The sequence below is a fragment of the Propionispora vibrioides genome, from assembly GCF_900110485.1.
In the GTDB taxonomy this organism is placed as follows: Bacteria; Bacillota; Negativicutes; order Propionisporales; family Propionisporaceae; genus Propionispora; species Propionispora vibrioides.
The window spans coordinates 109,859-134,618 of sequence record NZ_FODY01000009.1 but is presented as its reverse complement, the minus strand read 5'-3'; the positions used below and the strand labels follow the sequence as shown (position 1 = coordinate 134,618).

General features: G+C 49.5%; 22 protein-coding genes and 1 riboswitch. Of the genes, 4 read left to right on the top strand and 18 right to left on the bottom strand.

Translation table 11 applies throughout. The annotated features are described in order from the left end of the window. Positions 1-6: 6 nt before the first annotated feature. The 4 genes from BMW43_RS09615 to BMW43_RS09605 all read right to left on the bottom strand — a co-directional run bounded on the left by BMW43_RS09615 (position 7) and on the right by BMW43_RS09605 (position 3,339). Positions 7-672, bottom strand: coding sequence for a class II aldolase/adducin family protein (locus BMW43_RS09615; protein ID WP_091746341.1), 666 nt, complete (start codon positions 670-672; stop codon positions 7-9). Positions 673-802: 130 nt separating this feature from the next. Next, complete coding sequence (locus BMW43_RS21095) at positions 803-973, bottom strand: hypothetical protein (protein WP_177173527.1); 171 nt, start codon at positions 971-973, stop codon at positions 803-805. Between the two features lie 43 nt (positions 974-1,016). Further along, positions 1,017-1,955: a sugar-binding transcriptional regulator gene (locus BMW43_RS09610; RefSeq protein ID WP_091746339.1), complete on the bottom strand. Its 939-nt coding sequence runs from the start codon at positions 1,953-1,955 to the stop codon at positions 1,017-1,019. A 247-nt stretch (positions 1,956-2,202) separates the two neighbouring features. Continuing rightward, the gene (locus BMW43_RS09605) at positions 2,203-3,339 is read right to left on the bottom strand and encodes a 5-methyltetrahydropteroyltriglutamate--homocysteine S-methyltransferase (protein ID WP_091746337.1); all 1,137 of its coding nucleotides are present in this window, start codon (positions 3,337-3,339) and stop codon (positions 2,203-2,205) included. 267 nt (positions 3,340-3,606) lie between these two features. Here BMW43_RS09605 and BMW43_RS09600 point away from each other — a divergent pair, with 267 nt between their 5' ends. From BMW43_RS09600 to BMW43_RS09590, 3 genes are all read left to right on the top strand, one after another. Further along, positions 3,607-4,983, top strand: coding sequence for a flavodoxin family protein (locus BMW43_RS09600; protein WP_091746334.1), 1,377 nt, complete (start codon positions 3,607-3,609; stop codon positions 4,981-4,983). A gap of 15 nt (positions 4,984-4,998) precedes the next feature. Next, positions 4,999-5,619, top strand: a complete 621-nt coding sequence (locus tag BMW43_RS09595) for a TetR/AcrR family transcriptional regulator (protein ID WP_091746332.1) — start codon at positions 4,999-5,001, stop codon at positions 5,617-5,619. A gap of 90 nt (positions 5,620-5,709) precedes the next feature. Then, positions 5,710-7,110, top strand: coding sequence for an MFS transporter (locus BMW43_RS09590; RefSeq protein WP_091746330.1), 1,401 nt, complete (start codon positions 5,710-5,712; stop codon positions 7,108-7,110). On the opposite strand, the gene BMW43_RS09585 is transcribed toward BMW43_RS09590, so the two are convergent. The 7 genes from BMW43_RS09585 to ileS form a co-directional block, all read right to left on the bottom strand. Next, on the bottom strand, positions 7,096-7,470 hold the full coding sequence (locus BMW43_RS09585; protein WP_091746327.1) for a VOC family protein: 375 nt from the start codon (positions 7,468-7,470) through the stop codon (positions 7,096-7,098). The genes BMW43_RS09590 and BMW43_RS09585 overlap by 15 nt on opposite strands. 324 nt (positions 7,471-7,794) lie before the next feature. After that, a complete protein-coding gene (locus BMW43_RS09580) occupies positions 7,795-8,445 on the bottom strand; it encodes an HAD hydrolase-like protein (protein ID WP_091746325.1) in 651 nt (216 codons plus the stop codon). Between the two features lie 468 nt (positions 8,446-8,913). Continuing rightward, a complete protein-coding gene (locus BMW43_RS09575) occupies positions 8,914-10,965 on the bottom strand; it encodes an OPT family oligopeptide transporter (protein ID WP_091746322.1) in 2,052 nt (683 codons plus the stop codon). A gap of 396 nt (positions 10,966-11,361) precedes the next feature. Beyond that, the gene (locus BMW43_RS09570; RefSeq protein WP_091746319.1) at positions 11,362-11,811 is read right to left on the bottom strand and encodes a methylglyoxal synthase; all 450 of its coding nucleotides are present in this window, start codon (positions 11,809-11,811) and stop codon (positions 11,362-11,364) included. A gap of 232 nt (positions 11,812-12,043) precedes the next feature. After that, the gene (locus tag BMW43_RS09565) at positions 12,044-13,171 is read right to left on the bottom strand and encodes a [Fe-Fe] hydrogenase large subunit C-terminal domain-containing protein (RefSeq protein ID WP_091746316.1); all 1,128 of its coding nucleotides are present in this window, start codon (positions 13,169-13,171) and stop codon (positions 12,044-12,046) included. 69 nt (positions 13,172-13,240) lie between these two features. Next, positions 13,241-13,942 (bottom strand): B3/B4 domain-containing protein, encoded by a 702-nt coding sequence (locus BMW43_RS09560; protein ID WP_091746313.1) that lies wholly within the window; start codon positions 13,940-13,942, stop codon positions 13,241-13,243. 223 nt (positions 13,943-14,165) lie between these two features. Beyond that, positions 14,166-17,267, bottom strand: a complete 3,102-nt coding sequence (ileS, locus tag BMW43_RS09555) for an isoleucine--tRNA ligase (RefSeq protein WP_091746311.1) — start codon at positions 17,265-17,267, stop codon at positions 14,166-14,168. A 590-nt stretch (positions 17,268-17,857) separates the two neighbouring features. Here ileS and BMW43_RS09550 point away from each other — a divergent pair. Further along, positions 17,858-18,079 (top strand): hypothetical protein, encoded by a 222-nt coding sequence (locus BMW43_RS09550; protein WP_091746308.1) that lies wholly within the window; start codon positions 17,858-17,860, stop codon positions 18,077-18,079. A gap of 139 nt (positions 18,080-18,218) precedes the next feature. On the opposite strand, the gene BMW43_RS09545 is transcribed toward BMW43_RS09550, so the two are convergent. From BMW43_RS09545 to mrdA, 7 genes are all read right to left on the bottom strand, one after another. Next, positions 18,219-18,902 (bottom strand): FHA domain-containing protein, encoded by a 684-nt coding sequence (locus tag BMW43_RS09545; RefSeq protein WP_091746306.1) that lies wholly within the window; start codon positions 18,900-18,902, stop codon positions 18,219-18,221. Positions 18,903-18,990: 88 nt separating this feature from the next. Continuing rightward, the gene (blaOXA, locus tag BMW43_RS09540) at positions 18,991-19,818 is read right to left on the bottom strand and encodes a class D beta-lactamase (protein WP_091746303.1); all 828 of its coding nucleotides are present in this window, start codon (positions 19,816-19,818) and stop codon (positions 18,991-18,993) included. Positions 19,819-19,970: 152 nt separating this feature from the next. Further along, positions 19,971-20,402, bottom strand: coding sequence for an EamA family transporter (locus tag BMW43_RS09535; protein WP_091746300.1), 432 nt, complete (start codon positions 20,400-20,402; stop codon positions 19,971-19,973). Between the two features lie 51 nt (positions 20,403-20,453). After that, positions 20,454-20,852: a (deoxy)nucleoside triphosphate pyrophosphohydrolase gene (locus BMW43_RS09530; protein ID WP_091746297.1), complete on the bottom strand. Its 399-nt coding sequence runs from the start codon at positions 20,850-20,852 to the stop codon at positions 20,454-20,456. Positions 20,853-20,901: 49 nt separating this feature from the next. Continuing rightward, positions 20,902-21,732: a hydroxyethylthiazole kinase gene (thiM, locus tag BMW43_RS09525; RefSeq protein ID WP_091746295.1), complete on the bottom strand. Its 831-nt coding sequence runs from the start codon at positions 21,730-21,732 to the stop codon at positions 20,902-20,904. Next, entirely contained in the window at positions 21,719-22,246 is a 528-nt protein-coding gene (thiW, locus tag BMW43_RS09520) for an energy coupling factor transporter S component ThiW (RefSeq protein ID WP_091746292.1), read from the bottom strand. The genes thiM and thiW overlap by 14 nt, the downstream gene beginning before the upstream one ends. A 333-nt stretch (positions 22,247-22,579) precedes the next feature. After that, positions 22,580-22,688, bottom strand: a riboswitch (TPP riboswitch). A 55-nt stretch (positions 22,689-22,743) separates the two neighbouring features. Beyond that, on the bottom strand, positions 22,744-24,591 hold the full coding sequence (mrdA, locus tag BMW43_RS09515; RefSeq protein ID WP_091746289.1) for a penicillin-binding protein 2: 1,848 nt from the start codon (positions 24,589-24,591) through the stop codon (positions 22,744-22,746). Between the last annotated feature and the right edge of the window lie 169 nt (positions 24,592-24,760).

Below are 24,760 nucleotides of genomic sequence, written 5' to 3'. Positions count from 1 at the left end.
CTGCCGCTATTGCTTACGGAAGGTAATTTCCGGTGGATATTTCCACTCCCTGAATTCTTCCGGTGCAATGGTGGTCGGCTCTTTCCCGTTATTGATCTGCAAAGCCCGGTAATAAATTTCGGCGATTTCTTCCACATAGTGCGCCTTTAACAGCGCTTCCTTGGCGGTTTTATCCACCGTCAGCACCCCATGGCTTTCCAGCAATACGGCATCGGCCGACTGAATCAAACCGCTGATGCTGGCGGCAAGCGCCGGCGTGCCGGGACGACCATAAGCAGCCACCCGGATGATCCCCTCCGCGCCACCCAACGCGGCACCTTCGTACACAATAGCCGGGATGTCCTTTTTGAGTACGGCAAAAGCCGTCGCAAACCGGGAATGAGTGTGAACTACAGCCCCGATATCGGGGCGTCTTTTATAAGCCTCCAAATGCAGCAGCAGTTCACTGGTCGGTTTGCGGCCCTCCGGCGCTTCCAACACACAGGCATTCAAGTCAACCACACAGATGTCATAATAGGTTAATTCTGCCCGGTCTACTGCGGCGGGAGTTACCACCACATAGCCGGTCTCCTGATCGCGGATACTGAAATTTCCCGATTTGTGCCGGCAAAGACCCGATGCTTCCGCCTGCCTGGCAATGGCAACCACTTCTTTTTTCAATGCTTCCAACATAGCTATCGCTCTCCTTATATTATATTTGAAATATGAATGCTTCTTTTCCCCGGAAAAAGAAAAAGAACCATCAAGAAGCAAACCCGAATCAGCCCCTGGCCCTTTTTTTCGCATCCTGAGGATGCCGCAATTATTCTGTTATACCCGGTGACCGGTGAAAACCAGACTTTTTCGCCTGCTTTTCTATGCGTATTAAAAAATTTTCTTTCTTCCCTTCAACCAGGACTTCCGTGTATTCCAGCAGTTTATAAACTTTATCACTGGGCAGCACTGTCGGCTGCGTTTTTTTACTGTTTTGCAACCCAATCTCCCCCGTCTGAGTTTTCCTTTTCCCTGTCGGTCAATCAGCCGTCCCCCTGCAGCGGCTTGAATTCCAACAACAACTGCGCCGTTTGTTCATCGGTGATCAATACATTGATATATTGCCCCTGGATTGCCCCATAAATTGCCTCCACCTTGGCCGGTGAAGCCGCAACACCAATGGAATGCCTGACTTGCTTAAGCAGGTTAATGTCAATCGCAATCGTTCTGTCTTCCAGCGCCTCATCAATTCTCTTGCCGGATAAATCATAATAGCGGGAACAAATATCGCCGACCCCTCCGGCCTGCTGCAACAACTCCATGTATTCATTGCCAAAGTAGCCGGACCAGATCCAGTTGGAAGAGCTGGCCGGTGAGCCGATACCAATCACGGCGATGGTAAGCCGTTCCCACAAGGCGGCAATTCTCCGGCAGTTGCTGTCCTGCATGAACACCGCTTTAGCTTCGGCCGAACTAGTGAAGAAAGGAGCATATAAATAATGGCTGCGCGCTTTAAAGGCTGTTGCCATTTTATAAATGATCGTATTGACATGATACTCATCATTTACATTCTCCAGGCTGCCGCCCAAGGGCAATATATCGGCCTGTACCGGATTGCACCGCTCCAACGTGGCGGCCTGCGCCACGGCGCCAAGCGTTCTGCCCCAGGAAATACCAAGAACATCGTCCTGGCTGTAAATTCTTTGGATATATTGCAGCCCGGCATAGCCTAGTTCGGAAGCAAAGGATACAATATATACCTCCTTTAGCCCGTACTTTTTCTCCAGCGCCTTTTCCAAAACCCCATAAGAGTCGTTGGCAATGGATATTTTAACAAGCCCTTCCGCCAAAGCCTTTTTTAAGTATTTCCCGACAGTAATCCGGTTTAAACCGAATTGCTCGGCAATTTCATTTTGGTTTTTATTCTCCAGATAATACATCTCGGAGATCTTAATTAATAACCTCCGGTCCACAGTGTACATATCCAGCCCCACATTCCATTAACATTAGTTATACCCTGCATCATTTGTTACGTCTTTATAGTAATATACTTTTCGTAAAATTACAATAATTTCTGAGAATAATATATTTTATTTTACCGGACAAAAATAAGCGCAGCCGAAACCGGCAGCTCCCGTGAGCACCAAACCTGCTTTATCCTGACAAAAAAGGAACTGCCAGGTAAGCCTGCAGTTCCTTTTTCTGAGTAATCATAATCCGGTAAATTTCCTATTGCCACACTTCCCCGGCAATGCTGACAACCAGCCGCAGCTTCTCCCATTGCTCTGCTTCCGTTAGTATATTGCCCTCTTCGGTTGAAGAAAAACCGCATTGCGGGCTTAAAGCCAGTTGCGCAAGCGGAACATATTGCGCCGCTTCCCTTATCCGCTGAAGTACAGCCGCCCGGTTCTCCAGCTCGCCGCTTTTGGAAGTGATCAGTCCCAGCACCACCTGCTGGTCTTTTATGTGTCGCAGCGGCCGGAAGTCGCCGGCCCGTTCGCTGTCATACTCCAGAAAGAAGCCGTCAACCCGGCACTGGCCGAATAAAATCTCTGCCACCGGCTCATAACCGCCGGAAGAAAACCAGGTAGACCGGAAATTGCCGCGGCAAATATGCATGGTAATAATCATGTCATCCGGCCGGTTTGCAATCGCCTGGTTAATCATCGCGACATAGTCCCTCGCCAGTTGTTCCAGATCAAAGCCGCGCTGCTCGTACATAGCCCGCTTTTCCGTTGAGCAAAGCTCACCCCAACTGGTATCATCCAGTTGCAGGTATCGGCAGCCGGCAGCATAAAAAGCCGCGATGGCCTTTTGATAAGCACGGGCGATATCCTGCAGCAGCACCGCATTGTCTTGATACTGTGCAATTGGCTGATAGCCTTCCTTGCGGACAGTGGTAATCAAATGCAGCATGGACGGCGAAGGTATGGTGAACTTGGCGGTATGAGTGCCGGCAACCTCTTTCAGAAATTTGAAATCTTCCAGGAATGGATGCCGGGTAAAATCAATTTTCCCCTCAATTTCAATGGTTTCCGCCTTGGTATCCTTGCCATGAAAGGCAATGGAACCATGGTCGGCCGCTACTCTTTTGACACCGTCAAGCCCCCATAGAAAATCAAGGTGCCACCAGGAACGGCGCAATTCACCGTCGGTCACTGCCTGTAACCCAACTTCTTTTTGCTTTTCCACCAGTTTCTTTATTTCGGTATTTTCCACGGAGCGCAATTTCTCCGGCGCAAGCCGCCCCTCCTGACAAGCCAGCCGGGCTTCTTTTACCACCGCCGGCCTTAACAGACTTCCCACCTGGTCGGCTCTGAAAGGAGGCAGGTTCCTTTTGGCTGCCTTTGTTTCCTGTTTATCCATCTGTACGCCTCTTTTCTTATGTAGCTTGTCTCTATGTAACGGATTAATCTATTTTATTTATTGTAACATTTCCTATAAGAAAATTAAATTCCCGCCAGTGGTAATAGAAAAGTTTTAGACTTTATATTCTTAACGCCTTGCCGGAACAACCGCATCCCCGCTTATCTCCTGTGGCCATACGACTTATTCTGATCGCTTGACGCGCCAGTATAACAGTGTTATATTTAAAGCACGTAATATAACACCGTTATACAAGGAGGCTCTCCCATGAAAATTACCGTTTTGCACGGCAGTCCCAAGGGTGATATAAGTGTAACTATGCAATATATACGCTTCTTACAGCAGCAATTTCCGGAGCATACCTTCACCGTATGGCAAATTGCCCAACAAAGCCGTTTAATCGAACAGGATGAAGCCCGTTTTAAAGACATTCTCCGGAATGTGGCGGAAGCCGACGGCATCCTGTGGTCTTTTCCCCTGTACTACTACCTTGTTCCGGCCCAATACAAGCGCTTTATTGAACTCATCAGGGAAAGGCAGGCGGAAGAATATTTCCAAGGCAAATACACAGCCGTTTTAACTACATCCATTCACTTTTTTGACCATACGGCCCATAACTATATGCATGCCATTGCCGATGATTTAGCAATGAAATATTACGGCGGCTATTCCGCCGCCATGCAGGACTTGCTGCAAACAGCCGGTCAGCAGCGGCTTACCCTCTTTGCCCGCAACTTTTTGGCCGCTATTGCCAGCGCTCAGGCAACGGCCAAGGCTTATCTGCCGCTTATCCCGGTAACCCACGCCTATACGCCCGCGCTAAGTCAGCCGCCGCTCGATCCGCAAGGCAGAAAAATTCTCATCCTCCATGATGCGCTGCCTAGCCAAACCAACCTAACCAACATGCTGACGGCGTATGCCGCTTCCTACAGCCAAAAGCCCGACATCATCAATTTACGGGATCTTTCTATTAAAGGCGGCTGCCTGGGCTGTATCCGGTGTGCCTACGACAATACCTGTGTCTATGGTAATAAGGATGATTTCATCACCTTTTTCAACACAAAAGTCAAACCTGCCGATATAATCATTATGGCTGGCGCCATCCACGACCGCTATCTGTCTTCCCGCTGGAAAACTTTTTTTGACCGCAGTTTTTTTAATAATCATGTTCCAGCCTTAAAAGGAAAACAGCTTGGCTTTATCGTTAGCGGCCCTTTAGCTCAACTTACCAACCTGCGCCAGATTCTGGAAGCCTATACAGAACTCCAGGAAGCCAATATAGCCGGTATCGTCACTGATGAGCCCGAATCAGCGGCAAGCATCGACAAATTGCTTTACCAACTGGCCAAAACCGGAATTGAGCATTCCCTGCAAAACTATCTGCAACCGCCATCCTTCCTAAGCGTCGGCGGCCATAAAATTTTCCGTGATGCCATTTGGGGAGAACTTAGATTTCCTTTCATCGCCGACCACCAATATTACAAGCAAAACGGCCGTTATGATTTCCCCCACCGGCAGTATGCTTCCCGGCTATTCGCCGCCATATTGTCAGTGGCGGCCAAACTTCCCTTTATCCGGCGCCAACTGTATAGCGAACAGATAAAAGAACACATGATAAAACCCTTCCAAAGAATTTTTCAATAGAAAAGAGCGAAACCAATGAACAACACCGATCCGGCAACCACACAGCAACTGATCTTATTAAAAGCGCGCGAACTGTTTTTAACCCTGGGCTATCACAAGACCTCTATGCGAAACATTGCCCAAGCGGCAAATATATCTACCGGCCCTTTGTATTTTCATTTTCAAAACAAGGCAGAAATATTCTTTCATATATGCTGCCAGGCCTATGAGCATCAACTGGCAGGATTTCGTCTGGCCGCAGCACAAAGCAGCTCCGCAGGACTTCGCCTGCGGAGCGTGTTTTACGCCTATTGGGACTTTTTTCATAGCGAACCGCAATATTTTGAAATTCTGCACCTTGCGGCCAATCCTATGGCCGGCATTGACTTACCGCTGCCTTTGCAGCAAGCCTTACAGGAAAAACAGACCGAATCCATTTTGATTCTGGAACAAATCATTCAGGAAGGCATCACCGCCGGAGAGCTTAAGGCCTATGACCCCCGATCACTGGCACTCTTTCTTCACGCCAGCGCCGAAGGCATTGTCCGTTCTCAGCAAGCCGGTGTGCTGGCCAATTGCCAGCGCAATCTGGACGCGGTTATCCAAACAGCCGTCGGCGTTATCGGCCTAGGGATGGTTAACTTAGGGAACCACTGAGCACGATTAAAAGAACAATCGGTGCAGCCGGCAATATACTATAAGGTAGCGATATTGCACCGCTAATTCGTGTAGAAAGAAGGCTTTCCTATGTTCCGTCAATTGTTACAGGTCGATAATCCCCGTGTCCGCAAATGGTTAATCCACTCGACTACCATTCTTGGCGTATTTATGTCAACATTAGACGCCAGTATCGTTAATATTGCCATGCCGGACATTACCACGTATTTTCATACAACCCTGAACAATGTCGAATGGGTTGTCATCGTGTACCTGTTGCTGATTAGCAGTCTCCTGCTCATGTATGGCCGGATAGGCGATATGTACGGTCATCGCCCGGTGTTTATCAGCGGCTTTGCCGTCTTCACCGTAGCCTCTCTCTGCAACAGCCTTTCCGTCAATATCTGGATGCTTATCGCCTCCCGGGCCTTGCAGGCCCTGGGTGCCGGGGCCATCCTGGCCGTGGTTCAGGCGATTATCGCCGATACCTTTCATCCTTCCGAGCGAGGCAAAGCCATCGGACTCAACGCCATGTTTGTCTCCTTGGGACTTGCCACCGGACCGGCCCTGGGTGGCTTTCTGGTAGGGGCTTACGGCTGGCAATCCATCTTTATTATCAACATTCCGATCGGTATCCTGGGAACTTATTGGTCCTGGAAGATACTGCCCGTTAAAGATAAAAAGCCGCAAAAATTTGATTTTTGGGGAGCCATCACCCTTTTTATCAGCCTTAGCACCTTTTTGCTGGCTTTAAGCCACGGGCAAGCCTGGGGCTGGAGCTCGGCCATCATTATCACCCTGTTTTTGAGCGCCTTGCTCTCGTTGCTGCTCTTTACTTACATTGAACTTAGCTGCAAGTATCCCATGTTTAATTTTGCCGTGTTCCGCAATCGTTTTTTCCTGTTTTGCAATTTTTCCGCCATGATTAATTATTTGACGCAGTACACGGTAACCTTTCTTATGCCCTTTTATCTGGTCAACTTTTTGGCCTTACCGACCAATACGGCAGGTTACTTAATGAGTGTTTTTCCCCTGACCATGCTGCTGACTTCCCCGGTTGCCGGAACACTGTCCGACCGGTTTGGCTCACGCTTCTTAACTACCCTCGGCATGTTGCTGATCTCAACAGGTATTTTTCTGCTCAGTCAAACCTACACCTTCTATCCGCTAATCACCGTCACAGGCTTAGCCCTGGTCGGCTTCGGCACCGGCTTATTTTTGGCACCCAATAACAACGCCATCATGGGAAGTGTTCCGAAAAATCAAATTGGTGTGGCTTCCGGTATGCTGGCCCTCATGCGCAACGTGGGCCAGGTCATGGGCGTTGCCACCAGTGGCGCCATGTTTAGCATTCAAATGGCCAGGTATTCCTACTTAAACAGCAGCGCCGGCTTCGTACTATCCCTGCATAATACCTATCTGGCAGCCGTCCTGATTGGGCTGGCGGGCGCTGCCATATGCTGGTCACGGGGCGAACTACAGAGTATGTAAGCCAATGCGGTTTCCCTCGCTATCTTCAAAATAAGCACAGAACCCATATTCACCAATACTCGTTTTAGGAATCAGTTCTTTACCTCCATGGAGCACCACCCCGGCAAGAGTCCCTGGGATGTCGTTCACCGAAAAATACACCAGCGAACCGGCATAGGATGGTACAAAGTGCCGCTCTTTTACCAGCGCTCCACCACTGCCGTGAGATTCCATTTCACTTGGCAGCATGGCCATCTGCCGGGACCCCATATCGATAACCGTCAACTTCCAACCGAATACGGCCTCATAAAAAAGTTTAGCCCGCTCCATATTGGCTACAGGAATTTCAACCCAAACAACCGGATTAACGGTCTTGCTCATCGCTCTCACGCTCCTGCTAACATGTTGGTCGGTTTCCGTTTCCCTTTCGGCAACAACTAATGGAATGTAAGAAAAAAGACTTTTCTCGTTACCGTTGTAACGGAAGAAGTCTTTCCTCTTTTGGACCAGCTTATTCAATAACCTCGTGCTCCTGGTGTCTTGGCAAAGTTATGAATAGAATTATACAGTATAGATTTTTCTGCAATGCGAGGCGGAGGAGGCGCGCATATCGGCCATATGTAAGCCGACGGCAACGCAGCAGTGCGGAAAATGATAGGCTTTATAAACTAAGATTTAACTTGGTCAAGACACTAGTACACCGGCTTAGCCCAACAGCAGTGACCGCAATTCCGCGATCGATCCGGCAATATGCGTCGGTCCGGCCGCCGCCAGTTCTTCATCGGCACCATAGCCATAGCCTGCCGCAATGACATCAATGCCATGGGCCTGCGCCCCGTGAATATCAAACTTGCGATCACCTACCATCACCACCCGGTTTGCCGGAATATGAGGAATACCGGACAGAATAGTACCAATGATTTCTTCCTTGCCGCTGTGCTTGCCTTCCAGTTGGGCGCCAACAATGGCTTGAAAATATTTTGTTAATGAAAAATGATCAATAATTTTTTCCGAAAAGAAGATCGGCTTCGAAGTGGCTACCGCCAGATATTTCCCCCGGTCCGCCAGTTCCGCCAACAACTCTTCAATCCCCGGATACACGGCATTCTCATACATTCCCTTGACCGCAAAATACTCCTGGTAGTAGGCAACCGTCTGTGCCACCTGTTCCGGACCCATGCGATACACTTCCCGAAAAGACTCAGCCAGCGGCGGCCCGATGAAAGGAACCAGTTTGTCCACCTCATTCTCGACAATACCGCTTTTTTCCAAGGCATACTGGATCGAACGCAAGATGCCTTCTTGCGAATCGGTCAAGGTGCCATCCAGATCAAATAATATCGCATCATATTTCATATGTTCTCTCTCCCTGTCCTGATCATTGTCCTTTTTGTCATGTTTCTGCCTGTCAACAGCCAATTCCTGCCTAGGGCTTGTTTGTAAAATAACGGAATGACTCATGGCGAGAGATTTTTACGCCAGACGAGTTATACTCTAAAGGGCACGCGAAATTTTGCAGGAATAGTGGCCCCTATTTCAAAAAATTTCAAGGAAGTATGGCACAAAAAGCACCGTAGGGGGCGTTTCGGCATTTTATAAACAAGCCCTAACATATCGAAAACAGCAAATGTCCGGATTAGATTGTTTCCCGGCTACCTAATCCGGACATTTGCCAGGCTCCCGCACCATAAGGCTTACATTTTCCGTATACGTCCACTCGCTTCCCGCACATATAAAAGCGGCGCCCAGAATGGCTCTGTGCGCCGCAGGTCTAATTATAACTGTCCATCCTGATCTATCATCCTGTCACTGATCGCGAAATCATTACTTGGCTTTGACTTTGTACTCTACGCCAAGCACCCGGGAAACAAAAGTGACAATCACTGCGGCAAACACGACCAGACCAAGCCAGTCAGCCGTGGCGCCAAAGTCCTTGCCCACCAGCTTGAGCGGTGCATCACTGCCGCCACTAGTCACGGAGAATACAATGATAATGGCGATTATAACGCCCATTAGGCTTTCGCCAACAATCAGTCCTGACGCAAACAGCACGCCGTGACGGTTGCAGGTTTCCACATCGTCTTCCACATGTCCCGGACTCCGCTCTTCCGCCCGGTTACGTAAGTACCGGCAGACCAAATAGCTGATTACGGCACCAAACACCAACGGTATTTCCAAGGTGGGCGGCAAGTAAATACCCATGCCCACAGCCAACGGCGGCAGGCAGTATTTAGCCGACGAATTCTTTTTCAACACAATGTCAATAACGATAATGACCAAACCGACACCGACGCCGAACAGAATATAATTCCAATCCAGATTATGACTGAAAATCCCCTTGGCAATCGTTGTCATCAAGGTTGCCTGCGGTGCCGATAAAACCTGAGCCTCATCCATGCCGGGACGCGGCATGGCTCCCACAAAGCCATACGCTTCATAGAGCAGATTCAATACCGGCGCAATGGCAAAAGCGCCGACGATACAACCTAAGAGCAGGGCCACCTGCTGTTTCCAGGGAGTGGCTCCGACCAATTGGCCGGTTTTCAAGTCCTGCAGATTGTCATTGGAAATAGCCGCAATGCTGACAATAACACTAGTCATAAAAATAGCCAGGGCAATAGCAAATTTGCTTCCCGCCGCCGTATCAAACAGGCTGACGGCAGAACCGATACCGAGTACTACCAACGAAGAAATGATAATCCCCAAAATGCCAATCCCTGAAATCGGGCTGGCCGAAGTACCAATCAAACCGGCCATATAGCCGCAGGCAGCAGCTACAAAGAAGCCCATGCAGACGGCAACAAGCACGCCGACAATAATAAAGACCCAGGTCACACCAGCCGTCAGGTTGGCATCGGCAATAAAGGAATAGAAGGTTGCCAGCAAACCAAGGATAATCACACCTAAAATGAGTGCCGTCGTTTTCGGCGCCAGGTCGGTATCCATTCTATGAAGACCTTTCCCTTGCCCGGAACGGCTCATAGCCTGAATCGAAATACGCATTCCCTCCAAAATGGGTTTAACCAGCGTCAACAAAGTCCAGACAGCCGCAATACCGATCGTACCGGCACCAATCAGCCGGACTTTTTGCGCCCATATGCCTGTAGCGAAAGCGCCCAGGCTCTGTCCCTCCGCTGGCGACAGACCTGCCGTCAGATATGGAACGAAAACACCCCAGGATAAAAGAGTTCCCACCAAAATAGATATACCGCTGGCAATTCCGATCAAATAGCCGGCTCCCAGCAAAGCCGAAGAAAATCCCAAGGGCACTTGGGAGATCATGCCGCCAAAGGTAAACCAGTAATGCACGCCGGAAGAAATAACCTGAAAACCGTCGGCACACAAGCTGACCAAAGCCGCAACAAACCCGCCGCTCATGATATCTTTTACACCGCTGTTCTTACTGCCGTCCGTGCTGCCGCTGCCTACTTTTAAAATTTCGGCCGCCGCCAGACCTTCCGGATAAGGAAGATCACTGTTAACAATCATCGCCCGGCGCAACGGAATGGTAAACAGTACACCCAGGCTGCCGCCGCAGGCGCAAATCATCAGTGTCTGCCAGAAAGCAAAGCCCTGCCAGTACCCCAACATGAGCAAACCAGGAATAATGAATATAACTGCAGAAAGAGTGCCTGCTGCGGATGCCTGCGTCTGCACCATGTTGTTTTCCAGGACATTGGAATCTTTAAACATTTTTAGAATCGCCATCGAAATAACGGCGGCCGGAATTGACGACGAAAAAGTCAATCCCACTTTTAAGCCCAGATATACATTGGATGCCGTAAAAATAACCGTAATCAGCATCCCTAAGAGCATTCCCCGCATTGTTAGCTCAGGAACGCTTAGTTTATCGCTCATAAAGTCTATTGGTTTCATTTTCTGCTCCTCATCTACTAAGTTTTACGATACCCTATTCAATTGTCCAAAATAGCGCGGTCATTCCTCCTTTCCTTTAGGAAACCGCTGATGCAATCAGCGGTTTTTGATTGGGGCGATGATAGGCCGGACAGTCTACTCAGATCATTTGTATAAATTTCTATATCGGCTTAAAAAATCCTTTATTAAGTACCTAAAAATCAACTAGCCCCATTAATGTAAATATATTACTTTTTGATGTTAGTCAGTACTATCCCTTTCTTCTCCCAAAAACCAGTAGTCCGTCAACTTGGGACCATTCCCCTATATTCTTCCCTTGATTGTACGGAATTTATTAGCTGCCGGCAACAAAAAAACACGGACCCCATTATAGTCCATGCTTTTTAGCTCTCGTCTTTAAAATCCTTTTTTTCTGGCCTGAACAAAATCAATCACATTGCGCTCATATTCTTCTTCCATGCAGGTTGAGCCTAAAAAAAAGTCTGCCGCCGACTGGCTCATCGCCACAGGCACATCATACAGGACAGCCAGTCTTAGCAACGCCTTGACATCAGGGTCGTGGGGCTGCGCCGCCAGCGGGTCCCAGAAAAAAACCATCAGATTAACCTCATTATTGACAATACAGGCGCCGATCTGCTGATCGCCTCCCAACGGACCGCTTTGGTAACCCCGGACCGGCAGGCCTGTTTCAGCCGAGATCATCGATGCCGTAGTGCCTGTACCACAGAGGAAATGCCGGCTCAGCTTCTCTTTGTTTTTCGAAGCCCAGGCAATCAGTTCCCCTTTGCGATTGTCATGGGCAATCAGCGCAATCCGCTTTTGCTTTTCCATTTTCAAATGGCTCATAGGTCCCTCCTGTTTTCATCAAGATAATTAGCAGTCCGTCAACTTTGCAAAATTAAAATTGCAGAAAAAGACACGTAAAAAAATTATAATTTCAAAGTTGATAAATTACTAAGTCCCTTTTGATTATAACAGGAAAAACCACGGCTGCCTACGGTTTTAACACGGGACTACCTGTCGGAAAAAAGAAGAATTCCTGACCGTTTGGCCTAACGGCAGAAATTCTCGCCACCCTTTAAAACTTGCGGGTGAAAAATTCGTTATCCGCCAACAGGCTGTCCGGCGTGTCAAAGCCCAACCGGTGGAGCAGCTCAATCACATAAGGATTTTCGATCGGCGTTTGGTAAACAGCCTTTTCCCCATATTCATCCACCCTTGTTTTGGCAAATTCCTTGTCGACAAGTACCTTGGGCCCGCCGACACAGCCGCCGTTACAGCCCATGCCTTCGAAGAAATTAGCGTTGACCCGCCCGTCCATCAGTTCATTCATCATCGCCCGGCAGTTCGGCACTCCGTCAGCCATTCTGGTCTTGATGGTGATGCTCCGGTGGGGATTAAGCCGCTCCACCGTACTTTTCACCGCCTCACTGACCCCGCCGGCCCGCGCGTAAATGCGGCCGCCCCGGGAGGAATTCTCCTTTTCGCTGTCCACATAGGAGGTTAGATCAATTTGCAGCAAGTCAAACAATTCCTTAGTCTCCTGATACGTCAGCACATGATCGATAGCGCCCACCAGGTTAGGTTCCCGGGCCTCGCTCTTTTTGGCAACGCAGGGACCGATGAAAATGGTCACCGAGCCGGGATGCAGGATTTTCACTGTCCGGCCCGCCGCAATCATCGGCGATACCGTGGCCGGCACATGGGGCATCAACTCGCTGTAAACCTTCCGGATCATAGCAATCCACATGGGGCAGCAGCAACTGGTCAACTGGAAGTCCTTTTCGCTGAGAATATTCCGGTCAAACTCCAGCGCTTCCTTAATAGTCAGGATATCGGCAAACACGGCCACTTCCACCATACCGTCAAAACCCATGTGCCGGAAGGCGTTACGCAGCATGCCCGGTGTCACCTGTTCATGAAACTGGCCCAAAAAGGAAGGAGCAATCAACACATAGGCAAAGCTAGGCTTAGCCGCCAGTGTTTCCAGTGAAGCCAGCACATCACGGGAAATAGTCAAGGCACCGGCTTTCGCCATTTGCAGACATTCATGAATGCCCGGGTTGACCGGATACTGTTCCGGGCTGAACAGGCAATTGAGCTGGCTTTTGTCAAAATCGTCGCCGCCTACACCCTCCCAGCCACTTTCCGTCTGAGCGGATACTTCCTGCCGTATTCTGCTGTATAATGCTCGAAAAGTTGTCATAGCATCACTCCTTATCTTTATCGCCTTAATAAGAGTGCTTCAAATCAGCCTTATTGCAACCGTCTCTCATTATATTGCCAAAGATGGATTGGTTTTATCAACCATGCCGACCGTCACCGGGACGGCAAATAACCGTTCCAGCCATTCAGCCAATTCATCCCTGGCCGCAATTACCCGTTGTTCGTTCTGTCCGTAAAATCCGTCGATCGGGAAAAATACGTCCCGGGTCGCACCGGTCACACAGCCTTGCTCGCTTTGCCGCCAAATCCAGCGTCTTGTTTTAACAATGCTGCCGGCCGAGTAAATTAGCTCGCCATCTGCCAGGATTTCCGCCGTATCGGAGCCAAAGGGAATAAAGCTGTCACCCTGCCGGGACAACCGGACCTGAATATCACCGTCCGCCGCTGCCAGATCGTGGGCGCCCATCGGCACCAGATGCTTTAAAGATACGGCATTGACCAAATCGACAAGGGGACTGATGCGTGGGAAATCCTTCTGTTTGGCAATTCGCGAGCTCATGGCTTCAATGGAACTCATATATTTATTGGGGTTTATGCCCAAGGTCTGAAAGGCCTCCCGGTAAGGCAGAATCTCCGCCGCCTCTTTTACCTTGCCTGTCTGAAACTTCTCACTGGCCAACCGAACACTTGCTGCCAACAATTCTTCCGTTTCCTGCCTGGCACTGCTATTGTCCACCCCTTTGACCACTACCACGCCAAAACAAACCTCCGGCAATAACGCAAAAACCTCTGGAGCTACAATAAAATTCAAAATAGGTTCCTCCTAACTGGGCCCCAGATCAATCAATATTATGGCGATATTTCTTCCGTTTTAAGCTTGACAGGGACCGCAATATAGACTTATTACTTCCAGTTAACATTTTTTTCAGCTTTTTGTCAATAGACATTGGTGCACGAGCCAATATCAGCTTCTATCCGAAAAAAAGCAACAGGGCCGGGGATATATCCCCGGCCCTGTACAGTTCAGCAGTGTACTACTGCCGCTCCACCGCCAGCTTTAACTTTTCACCGTTAATATTCACTTCCGTATATTCCCTGTCGGCATCAAAAATGATGTCCTCGGCCAGCGTTTCGCTCATAATATAATCTTTATATTGTTCGACTACGGCTTTTAATAGCTCATTGCCGGCCATATAAATGTTGATCTTATCCACCACTTCAAATAGGCTGTCTTTCCGCATATTCTGCAGCTTGCTGACCATCTCCCGGGCATAGCCTTCGGTTTTCAGTTCTTCACTAATATGGGTATCCAGCACGACGCCCAGCTCACCTTCGCCGGCAAAGGCGAAGCCTTCCAAACCGTTCATGGTAACCAGCAGGTTTTCACTGTTCAGCTCGATGGAGGTTCCCTCCACTTCAATGCTAATGCTTTGTCCGGCTGAAACTTTAAGCGCCAGTTCCATCTGGTTAGCTTCGGTGATCGCTTTCCGGATGCCCGGCAGCAGCTTGCCGTACAGCTTGCCTAGCACCGGTGAATTAGGCTTAATGGTATAGCTTACGTAATCGGACATATTGGCATTGACCATGACTTCTTTAATATTCAGTTCATCCTTGATGATGTCCACATAATAGGCGGGGAGCTCGCTGGTGCTGACAAGCATCTTAGGCAGCGGCTGGCGGTTTTTGATGTTGGCCAGATTTCTGGCGCTGCGGCCCAGGCCGCAAATCTTGTAGGCCAATTCCATTTCCTTTTCCAGTTTGACATCAACCAGTTCCTCCCGGTATTCGGGCCATAGGCACAAATGCACGCTTTCCGGTGCGCCAGGCAAAATGGGCGCCACCAGGTTCTGATAGATTTCTTCGGTAATAAATGGCACGAACGGAGCCGCAACGACCACCAGGTCTTTCAGCACGGTATGCAAGGTGAGGTAGGCGTCAATCTTGTCCTCCGTCATATCCATTGACCAGTAACGGGTCCGGTTGCGGCGGACATACCAATTGGACAGCTCATCGGTAAACTCCTCGATCAGTTCGGCCGCCCCGGTGATTTTATAAGTATCCAGGTATTCATCCACCCGCTGAATCAGGGTATTAAGCTTGGAAATAATCCAGCGGTCCATGACATGGCTGCTTTGCCGTCCCTGGTACTTGGCCGGATCAAATTGATCGATTTCGGCATACAGCACATAGAAGGAATACACATTCCACAGGGTATTCAGGAACTTGCGCTGCGCTTCGATTACGGCGTCCTCGTAGAAACGGGAGGGCAGCCAGGGAGCGCTGGCCGTGTAGAAGTACCAGCGCAAGGCATCAGCGCCCTGATGGTCCAGCACGGTAAACGGGCTCAACACATTGCCTTTATGCTTCGACATCTTAAGGCCATGCTTATCCAGGACGTGGCCTAAAACAACGCAGTTTTCAAAGGAGCTCTTATCAAATACGGCAGTTGAAATGGCCAGCAGGGTATAGAACCAGCCGCGGGTCTGGTCCACTGCCTCAGAGATGAACTGGGCCGGGAAGTTTTGTTCAAACAGCTCTTTATTTTCAAACGGATAGTGGTATTGAGCAAACGGCATCGAACCCGAGTCATACCAGCAGTCGATGACTTCGCTGACGCGCTGCATATCCTTGCCGCACTGCGGGCACTCAAGCTGTACCTGATCAATGTACGGCTTATGCAGATCGATATCGTCCGCTACAGCCCGGCCTTTTTCTTTCAGTTCGGCCACACTGCCGATGCATTCCCGGTGGCCGCAGTCGCACTCCCAAATAGGCAGCGGCGTGCCCCAGTAGCGTTCACGGCTAAGACCCCAGTCGATGACGTTTTCCAGGAAGTTGCCAAACCGGCCTTTTTTTACATTGTCCGGATACCAGTTGATGGTATCGTTGTTGGCCAGCAGATTGTCCCGGAGGGATGACATTCTGACAAACCAGGATACCCGCGGATAGTAGAGCAGCGGCGTATCGCAGCGCCAGCAGAACGGATAGGAGTGAAGATATTTTTCCGCTTTATACAGCGTATTGGTTTCTTTGAGGAACGCCTGAATTTTCTCATCGGCCTTCTTGACAAACAGACCCTGCCAGGGGGTGACCTCTTCGGTAAAGTTACCCTGAGCATCCACCAGGTTCACCAGGGGCAGGTCATATTTCTGACCGATCTTGTTATCGTCTTCCCCATAGGCCGGCGCAATATGCACGATACCGGTGCCGTCGCCGAGGGTGACAAAATCGCCGTGCACCACATAATAGGCTTTCTTCTCCGGCTTGGCAAAGCTGAACATGGGCTCGTATTCCTTGCCCAACAGCTCTTCGCCTTTGAATTCCCGCACCACTTCATATTCGCCTTCCAGGCAGCTTAGCAGTTCCTTGGCCAGAATGAGGTGTTCTTCCTGGTTGATGACTTCCACATAATCATATTTTTGATTGACCGCCAGGGCCACGTTGCTGGGCAGCGTCCAAGGCGTCGTCGTCCAGACGAGAATGGCGGCATTTTCACCTTTCAGCCGGAATTTAACATAGGCCGAGCTATCCTTTACATCCTTGTAACCCTGGGCCACTTCATGGGAGGACAGTGCCGTGCCGCAGCGCGGGCAGTAGGGAACAATCTTATGGCCTTTGTAGAGCAGGTCTTTATCCCAAAGCTGCTTTAACGACCACCAGACCGATTCGATATAGTCGTTGTGATAGGTTACATAGGGATTCTCCATGTCAATCCAATAAGCTACCCGCTCGGACATTTCCTTCCATTGCGTGGCATAAGTAAACACGCTTTCCTTACATTGCTTAATGAAAGCTTCCACACCATATTTTTCAATTTCCGGCTTGCCGGAAATTCCCAATTTCTTTTCCACTTCAAGCTCCACCGGCAAACCGTGAGTGTCCCAGCCGGCTTTGCGAAGCACCTTGTAACCTTTCATGACCTTATAGCGGGGAATCAGGTCCTTGATAACCCTGGTTACCACATGACCGATATGCGGTGTGCCGTTAGCTGTCGGCGGACCGTCATAAAAGGTAAAATACTCCTTGCCTTCATTCATGTCAAAGTTCTTGGCAATGACTTGTTTTTCTTCCCATAAATTCAGGATGGATTTTTCCATTTCCACAAAATCATTTTTCGGACTTACTTTCTTATACATGTTCTGCCCCTTTCTCTTGTTCCTTCCTTAAGACAACACTGCCACCCGGCGGATCGTTGTTAAAAATAAAAAACACTTCGCCCCCTGTCAGGACGAAGTGTTTACCTTCGCTATACCACCTTCACATTCAGGTACTGCATACCTTATCCTTTAACGCAGGAATACGAATGGACCTACTGTAAGTATAGTAGTGAGTCACTACACTAGTTCAGTCATCGGCTCTCAGGTGATTTTCTTCCGGCAATCCCCCGCAGGTTCTCAGCTTTCCCTGCTCTCTGTACGGTTCCCGACCGAAATACTCTTCCTGTTCACAGCCTTTGGTAAAACCAGATTCAAATATTCATCGCTATTATACGTCTTACGTATAGGAATTGTCAAATGGTTCTAAAGCAAATTTCTAAGGAACCGCTGATTTGGTATGCTTGCCGGCATAAGGCGGGATTTTTTCATCTGCTAAGGTTTTGCTGACACAGCCAGGTGAAAAAGGTTCCATCGGACGCGCAGTGCGAATAAGTCAGCGGTGCTTTAAATATCCATAGTTGTAAGGGTAAGGTGCCCCGCAGTATAATAAGCTCATGGAGGTGCTGATCATGTCTAAACGAAAACAGCCTATACCCTGTGGTACAATCAATCCCAATACCCTTAAAGTTCCCGGCAAGCCAAACCGGGCCATGACACCGGAAGTAAAACTGGCTCCCGTCTGGGTTGACCGGAAAAATGATTACCGACGTCATAAAGAAAAGCAAAAAATCCGCCGCGATTCCGATGATTATGGAAACGGCGGATTTTATTTTGGTCTACCTGCTATTTAAGATCATTCTAACTATCTGATTTTGCTTTTTTAAAGCATTCCCTATTATTTTTATCCTAACCGGAAATCCCCCATAGATTACCATTCTCTCTACTTACATCTATGCAAATACCGCGTAATATCCATCAGGGCTAAGTAAATCATTTTATTTCCAGCATATAGCCATAAGCACGGACTGATTTTAAACAGGAATCCTTCATTCCCAGCTTCCGGCGCATTCGGTACACCAGGGTATTTATTTCGTCTGTCCCCACTTCTACCGCATTATTCTGCTCTAGGTTCATCCGCTCCGGCCAGACGGCCTGTTTAATCCGGTCATAAGACACCGCCGTGTTGGCATGGTCATAAAGCAGCTTTAGAAAGAGCCACTCTTTTTCGGTCAGCGGAATGGGCTGTCCTTCAATCCGGCATTCCCGTTTCCTGTCATCCAGTATAACACCAGCTCCGTCAGAGCTTACTGTCACCGGCTGTGTCAAGTCGATGGTTACTTCATCCAACGCCGACTGAACAATCCGAAACACGGCCACTCCCATCGACAAAGAAATTCGATCACCGCTAAGAATGGGATATTTCTTATGACTGAGCAAGCGCTTCTCATTAAGAAAAGTCCCGTGCTTGCTGCCGGTATCACAAACCTCCAGACCATCCTTATGATGGTAAATGCAACAATGACAGCGGGATATAAGGAAATTGGAAAAGCTGATATCGACCTGCTGCTTCTCGCTGGAACGGCCCAGACAAAATTCGCCTGGTTCCAATTTTAAGCGGGTCCCTATTTCAAACGGTTCTCCCCTTTCGATAACAAGCCACACCTGTTTTTGCATCGGAAGTCTCCTACAGATTATTTAGAGAGGGGCCTTCCCGCAGCTTTCATGCAGCGGCCCGGCTCCTCTATTTATTATAAGTTCCGATTCATTTATCAATCAAGCCGTACTTTTTTAAAATATCCAGGGTTACCTTCTTGGCAAAAGCGCCGCCGGTTTTATTTCCTTGCGGACTGTCAAGCTGAGTAGCATAGAGATAGGTCCTTCCCTTTACATTGACGAACCCAACAAACCAGCCCAGATTGTCTTTGGAGCTTCCGGTTTTCCCGTACAGCGCATATGTATCTCCCTCTTCTAAAAGCATCATCCGTTTAACCGTCTTCATCACATCTTTATCGAAAGGCAGGGTTCCGGCATACAATTGCTCCAGAAACTCAACCTGTTCCAACGGTGAAATGGTCAGCGAGCTGTTTAGCCAGAACTGGTCAATGCCGCCGCTGATGTCCCGGTTGCCGTAAGAGCATTGGTCCAGCCAGTACTGCATCCGCTCGGCGCCAATATCACGGGCCATAGCCTGATAATACCAGACTACGGAATAGCGCATGGCCGACCCCAGCGTATGATCCCGGTTCCACACCGCCAACCCACGGTCGGTGCCATCCCAGCGCTTCACATCGTACTCGTCCTGCACCACTTTGGTCTGCAACCCAATCAGCGAGTTCATGATCTTAAAGGTAGAGCAAGGCGACTGCCGGACATTCGCTCTGGCCGGATTGTAGACAAACATCTTGCCGGTTTGCATATCTTTTAAAATGAATGTTCCTTCCTGGCGGGGGAAAAATTCGTCCACCTTGATGGCAGTTACATCCAAGGGAATCACCTTAGGCTCCTGCTGCCGTGCCGATACCGCTGCCACAATCCCCACAAGCATACTTAACAAAAGAATCAGCCCTGTCATAATCGTACTCTTTTTCATAGCTTCACCCCTGTTTTTCTTCTATACGTCCATTATAATAGTTTGCTTAACAGGGAACCATGGCTGGCGTATGACAGGTTGCTGATTTTTGCCTGACAAGCTGCAGACTGATACTTTCGCCAGGCTGGCAGGCTCATTAAATCAGCGGTTCTCTAGGAAAGAGCCACCACAATGGCTCCGGCGGCGATAAGTGCGACACCGATGCCATTTAACAGGCTGATGTTTTCGCCCAGCAGCATGACAGCCAGGATCGTGGCCATCACAACACTCAGCTTGTCAATGGGCGCTACCTGTGATACCTTACCGTACTTAAGGGCCAGGAAATAAAACAACCAGGACAGGGCCCCGGCTATCCCGCTAAGCACAATAAATAACAACGTCCTTTTATCGGCCAAAATAACTGGTATCTGCTTAACACTCCCCTGCAATACCACTACTCCCATTAAAAAAATGGCCATGACAATCGACCGGACGGCTGTAGCCGTGTTGGCGTCCACTGTCTGCAGGCCAATCTTGCCAAAAATAGCCACCAGCGCTGCCGTTACAGCCGATAGCAAAGAAAATACCAGCCATAAATAATCCAATTCGCCTACTCCCTTTCTTTTTCACTATACTATGCAATCGCCCAATATCCGTCAACTCTTCCCAGCGGACAATAATTCTCTCACCTTCTCCGCTATCGGAATATCGGCCGGGGCAAATGGATAACCGGTGATTGTGTTCCCGTCAACCCAGGCAAGTCCGTCATGAACGGTCGGCCTCAGGCTGCCGCTTTGCCAGGTGACGATATAGGCCATTAACCGGATAACGCCCCGACCGTAGTCGTAGATGCTTTCGGTTAAAAAGTCTCCCACTGCGACTTCGATTTGAAGTTCCTCCCGGATTTCCCGTTGCAGACATTTCTGCGGTGTCTCCCCCTCTTCGACCTTGCCACCGGGAAATTCCCACAGATGCTCCAGCGCGTCGCCTGTTCGCCGTTTAGCGATTAGGCACTTGCCGTCCTTTAATAAAACAGCAGCCGTTACATGTCGCATGACCTAAGCTCCTTTAGACAATATGATGATGGCGCGATATTCTCACCGTTTATACGACTGTCCACCTGATAGCTTTGCTAAATTCCTCGTCAGTCAGACTGTATATAGTATCCAGCAAATTGGCCCGGAACATGCCGGTTCCCTTTACCGGCAAGGAAAGTTCGCCACAAATGCCTAGGAACGCCGTCGCCAACACCGCGCCTGCCAAAATACGACCGGTTGAAATAAAGCTGGCGACCAACACATTGAGCATACAGCCGGTTCCCGTGATCCTCGCCAGCATGTCACAGCCATTTTCCAGCAGGAAAACGATCCGGCCATCGGTAATCACATCCACCCGGCCGGTTACGGTGATAACTGCGCCGGTAGCCAGCGAGAGCTCCCGCAGCCAACGCAGGGTATCGGCCATATTATCTCCGGTCAGGCTGTCCTGTTCGCCGGCATCAATTCCCTGGGCATGACTTTCTCCTTTGCTAAGCGTCTTGATTTCCGACATGTTGCCTTTGATCACGGCAGGGCGGCATTCGGCAATAAACTCCCTGGCAAAGTCAAGACGCAGGCGGCTGCAGCCCACACCGACCAGATCAAGCACCGAAGGCAGCTTCCGTTCACTGGCCACTTTGCCGGATACACGCATGGCCGCCATGCGGCTGTCAGTTATATTGCCTAAATTGACCGCCAAGGCAGCCGCCGTCGCCGTAACGCCGGCCACTTCGGCCGGATGCTCCGCCATGATCGGCTTGGCCCCGGCGGCCAGAACGGCATTGGCGCAGTCATTGATTGAAATGGGATTGGTAATGCAGTGAATGAGCGGCCTGCGTTCCTGCACCTCCCGCCGGACAGCCAGCAGCCCGGCAAGCGAAACATCAGCCTTTGTCATAGACCACCGCTCCTAACCGACTCTGACATACTGCCAGCATGCCCGTCTTTTTCAAAGCTGTCAAAAACACATAGGCAATCGAACCGCCGATCAAGGTGGCCGCGATAAAGAGCGGCAGATAAAAAGTCCAGGTCAGCCCGGCCTTGCCCCACAGAAAGGTCATCACCGGATAAGAAACAAGAGCACCGATCACGCCTGTGCCAAGCACCTCGCCTATAACAGCCCAGATCAGCCGTCCCTTAAAATACCGGTACAACAGACCTGACAGCAGGGCGCCAAACACCGCACCGGTCAACGCCAGCGGCGGGATGCCCATTAGCATCATCCGGATGATGCCAATCAGTGTGGCGCACAGCAAAGAATACCAGGGTCCCAATAAAACAGAACATACAATGTTGATCACATGGGCCATCGGGCACATCCCTTCAATCCGCAGGATAGGGGAAATCACCACGCCAATGGCCACCAGCATGGATAACATCACCATCTTTAAGAGTCCCGCATTTCGATTCATCAAAAAACACCTCATCTGTAATAATCTATGGCAAGCATGTACATATGCTTAATCCCTGCTGACAGGCCATGTCATACAGGGATACTACAGAAAGGCATATAAAATCACATAGCAGTTCCCCCATGGCATAGCCATCAGGCCGGTCGAGGCTCCAAAGCCTCCTCTCATCCCGAAACACGAGCTCCCTCGCTATGTTAGTTGTCGTTTGTCACCGGTGCAGGACGCTCCTCCTCCACCACTTCCTCCGGCAAAAACTAAAACCTTACCGGATGAACCCTACGAACAATAAAAAAGGATATACCTGCCGGCATATCCCTGCTCTACCTATACATCATAGCAACACAATTCACATTCCTACGTTGGCATTATCCAAATCAGGTATATGGGTCAAAGTTTGATTACTTCCTCTCAGCCTGCTACACAAGCTCCCCGAAGAATATGTGGTTTTATTTATTATATCATACAGGCCCACTTCCGTAAATATAAGAAGTACCCTCTTATGGCTGCTTAACACCGGCTTTCGCCGCCTGCTCCTCGGCATATAAATCTGCCGGATTTTTCTGGGAAGGGACATCGAAATAAGCCTCCAGCATTTTGCGGGCAATCGGCACGGCCGAGTCGGCACCAAAACCGCCCTGCTCAATCAGAACAGCCACCACGATCTGCGGATCATCAAACGGCGCATAGGCCACAAACCAGCCATGATCGTCACCATGAGGATTTTCCGCCGTACCCGTTTTGCCGGCAATCGGGATGGGAAAGCCGGCGAAGGTAGTCGCCGCCGTACCGCCCGGCAAGGCGACATCGCGGAGAGCGCTCCGTATGAGGTTAAGCGTTTTAGCCGATATGTTGATCGTTCCCACTTCCTCCGGCTGGAAGACTTGCATGGTCTTGCCGTCAGGGCTGGCAATTTTGCTGACAAGATAGGGACGGTAACGATGCCCTCCATTGGCTATCTGGGCCATGACATTGGCCACCTGCAGCGGCGTCGCCAGTTGGAATCCCTGCCCTATGGCGGCGTCAAAGGTTTCCGACAGATACCAGTCTTCTTCATACACTTTCATTTTATATTTTTTATTCGCTACCAGACCGTTTGATTCACCCGGCAGTTTAATACCGGTGTACTCACCAAGGCCGAACATTCTCGCATACTTTTCCAGATTGTCGATACCCAGCCGGTTTCCCATTTCATAAAAATACACATTATCCGATTTGGACAACGCCTCGCGGAAATCAATCAAGCCCAGCGCTTCATTCTGCGCGTTTCCCTTGGGAATAATCCAATGCTTGCCTGTATCGAGAATCTTTTCTTCCGGCGTCACCTTTCCCAGCTCCAGCGCTGCTGTGCCCGTCACAATTTTAAACGTCGAGCCCGGCGGATATTCACCGGCAATCACCCGGTTCTGCATGGGATTGAACGGATTATCATTGATTACCTTCCAGTCTTTTTCCGAGATGCCGCCATTAAACAGGTTGGGATTAAAGGCCGGCCGGCTGACCATCGCCAGCACCTCACCGGTTTTAGGATTGATCGCGACGGCAGCGCCGGCTTTTGCTTTACTGTTGCCCAGTTTATTCTGCAAGTAGGTAAGCTGCCGGTCCATCGCCTCTTCCGTAGCTTTCTGTACGCGATAATCAATAGTAAGCCACAGGTCATTACCGGGAACCGGTTCCTTCCGGCCCAGCCGTTGGATCGGCCGTCCGGTCACATCCACTTCAACCTGCTCACCGCCGTCCACACCGCGCAGTGTTTTATCATAGACCTGTTCCAGACCGGACTTGCCAAGAATGTCACCACTTTTATAGCCGTCGGCTTTCCCTTTTTCCAGTTCGCTGTCGTTGATTTCCCCCACATAGCCGAACATATGGGCGCCAAGATCATTGTATATATAACTGCGCACCGCCTGAATCGCCAGTACCACGCCAGGCAGATCGCTTTTCCGTTCTTCGATCTTGGCCACAATGTCCTGTCCCACATCGTTTTTCACGATAACCGGATTTAGCGGGTTTTCCTCTTTTTTGACTTTGTTTAAAATCTCCTCCGGCTTAACCTTGAGAATATCCGCCAGTTTAGCAATAACCTCCTGTGAAACCGGTCCGTCAATCGGCATCAGGGACACGGAAAAACCGGGGCGGTTGTTCACCAGCGGCGCTCCGTTGCGGTCATAGAAAGTTCCCCGCGGCGCCGTCACGGTAATCAAGCGGATGCGATTTTGCTCAGCCAAGGTGTGAAAGTAATCACCTTTTATGATCTGAAGGTAAGCCAGTCTGCCCATAAGCGCCAAAATAACTATGATAACAATAAACCCCAACACATCCACCCGGTTTTTCGACTTGCTTACCATCTTACGTAAAGCCTCTCTTTTCTATGTAGAATTGGACTCTATACCAGTCTATCAAATTTACATAATCAGTTCAATGTAAAAGTTTTTACAAACTTTCACCGTTAGTAACAGCTTGACAGAAAAACAACAAATTAATATACTAGTTAATAATATACTAGTATATTAATTT

Excerpts from the sequence above, each read along its gene's own strand:
- BMW43_RS09550 (WP_091746308.1), top strand. The coding sequence starts at position 17,858 with ATGTCTAAACGAAAACAGCCTATACCCTGTGGTACAATCAATCCCAAT.
- ileS (WP_091746311.1), bottom strand. The coding sequence starts at position 17,267 with ATGTATAAGAAAGTAAGTCCGAAAAATGATTTTGTGGAAATGGAAAAA.
- BMW43_RS09585 (WP_091746327.1), bottom strand. The coding sequence starts at position 7,470 with ATGAGCAAGACCGTTAATCCGGTTGTTTGGGTTGAAATTCCTGTAGCC.
- BMW43_RS09545 (WP_091746306.1), bottom strand. The coding sequence starts at position 18,902 with ATGCAAAAACAGGTGTGGCTTGTTATCGAAAGGGGAGAACCGTTTGAA.
- blaOXA (WP_091746303.1), bottom strand. The coding sequence starts at position 19,818 with ATGAAAAAGAGTACGATTATGACAGGGCTGATTCTTTTGTTAAGTATG.
- BMW43_RS09575 (WP_091746322.1), bottom strand. The coding sequence starts at position 10,965 with ATGAAACCAATAGACTTTATGAGCGATAAACTAAGCGTTCCTGAGCTA.
- thiM (WP_091746295.1), bottom strand. The coding sequence starts at position 21,732 with ATGACAAAGGCTGATGTTTCGCTTGCCGGGCTGCTGGCTGTCCGGCGG.
- BMW43_RS09610 (WP_091746339.1), bottom strand. The coding sequence starts at position 1,955 with ATGTACACTGTGGACCGGAGGTTATTAATTAAGATCTCCGAGATGTAT.
- BMW43_RS09580 (WP_091746325.1), bottom strand. The coding sequence starts at position 8,445 with ATGAAATATGATGCGATATTATTTGATCTGGATGGCACCTTGACCGAT.
- BMW43_RS09595 (WP_091746332.1), top strand. The coding sequence starts at position 4,999 with ATGAACAACACCGATCCGGCAACCACACAGCAACTGATCTTATTAAAA.
- BMW43_RS09565 (WP_091746316.1), bottom strand. The coding sequence starts at position 13,171 with ATGACAACTTTTCGAGCATTATACAGCAGAATACGGCAGGAAGTATCC.
- BMW43_RS09605 (WP_091746337.1), bottom strand. The coding sequence starts at position 3,339 with ATGGATAAACAGGAAACAAAGGCAGCCAAAAGGAACCTGCCTCCTTTC.
- BMW43_RS09600 (WP_091746334.1), top strand. The coding sequence starts at position 3,607 with ATGAAAATTACCGTTTTGCACGGCAGTCCCAAGGGTGATATAAGTGTA.
- BMW43_RS09570 (WP_091746319.1), bottom strand. The coding sequence starts at position 11,811 with ATGAGCCATTTGAAAATGGAAAAGCAAAAGCGGATTGCGCTGATTGCC.
- BMW43_RS09530 (WP_091746297.1), bottom strand. The coding sequence starts at position 20,852 with ATGCGACATGTAACGGCTGCTGTTTTATTAAAGGACGGCAAGTGCCTA.
- BMW43_RS09615 (WP_091746341.1), bottom strand. The coding sequence starts at position 672 with ATGTTGGAAGCATTGAAAAAAGAAGTGGTTGCCATTGCCAGGCAGGCG.
- thiW (WP_091746292.1), bottom strand. The coding sequence starts at position 22,246 with ATGAATCGAAATGCGGGACTCTTAAAGATGGTGATGTTATCCATGCTG.
- mrdA (WP_091746289.1), bottom strand. The coding sequence starts at position 24,591 with ATGGTAAGCAAGTCGAAAAACCGGGTGGATGTGTTGGGGTTTATTGTT.
- BMW43_RS09590 (WP_091746330.1), top strand. The coding sequence starts at position 5,710 with ATGTTCCGTCAATTGTTACAGGTCGATAATCCCCGTGTCCGCAAATGG.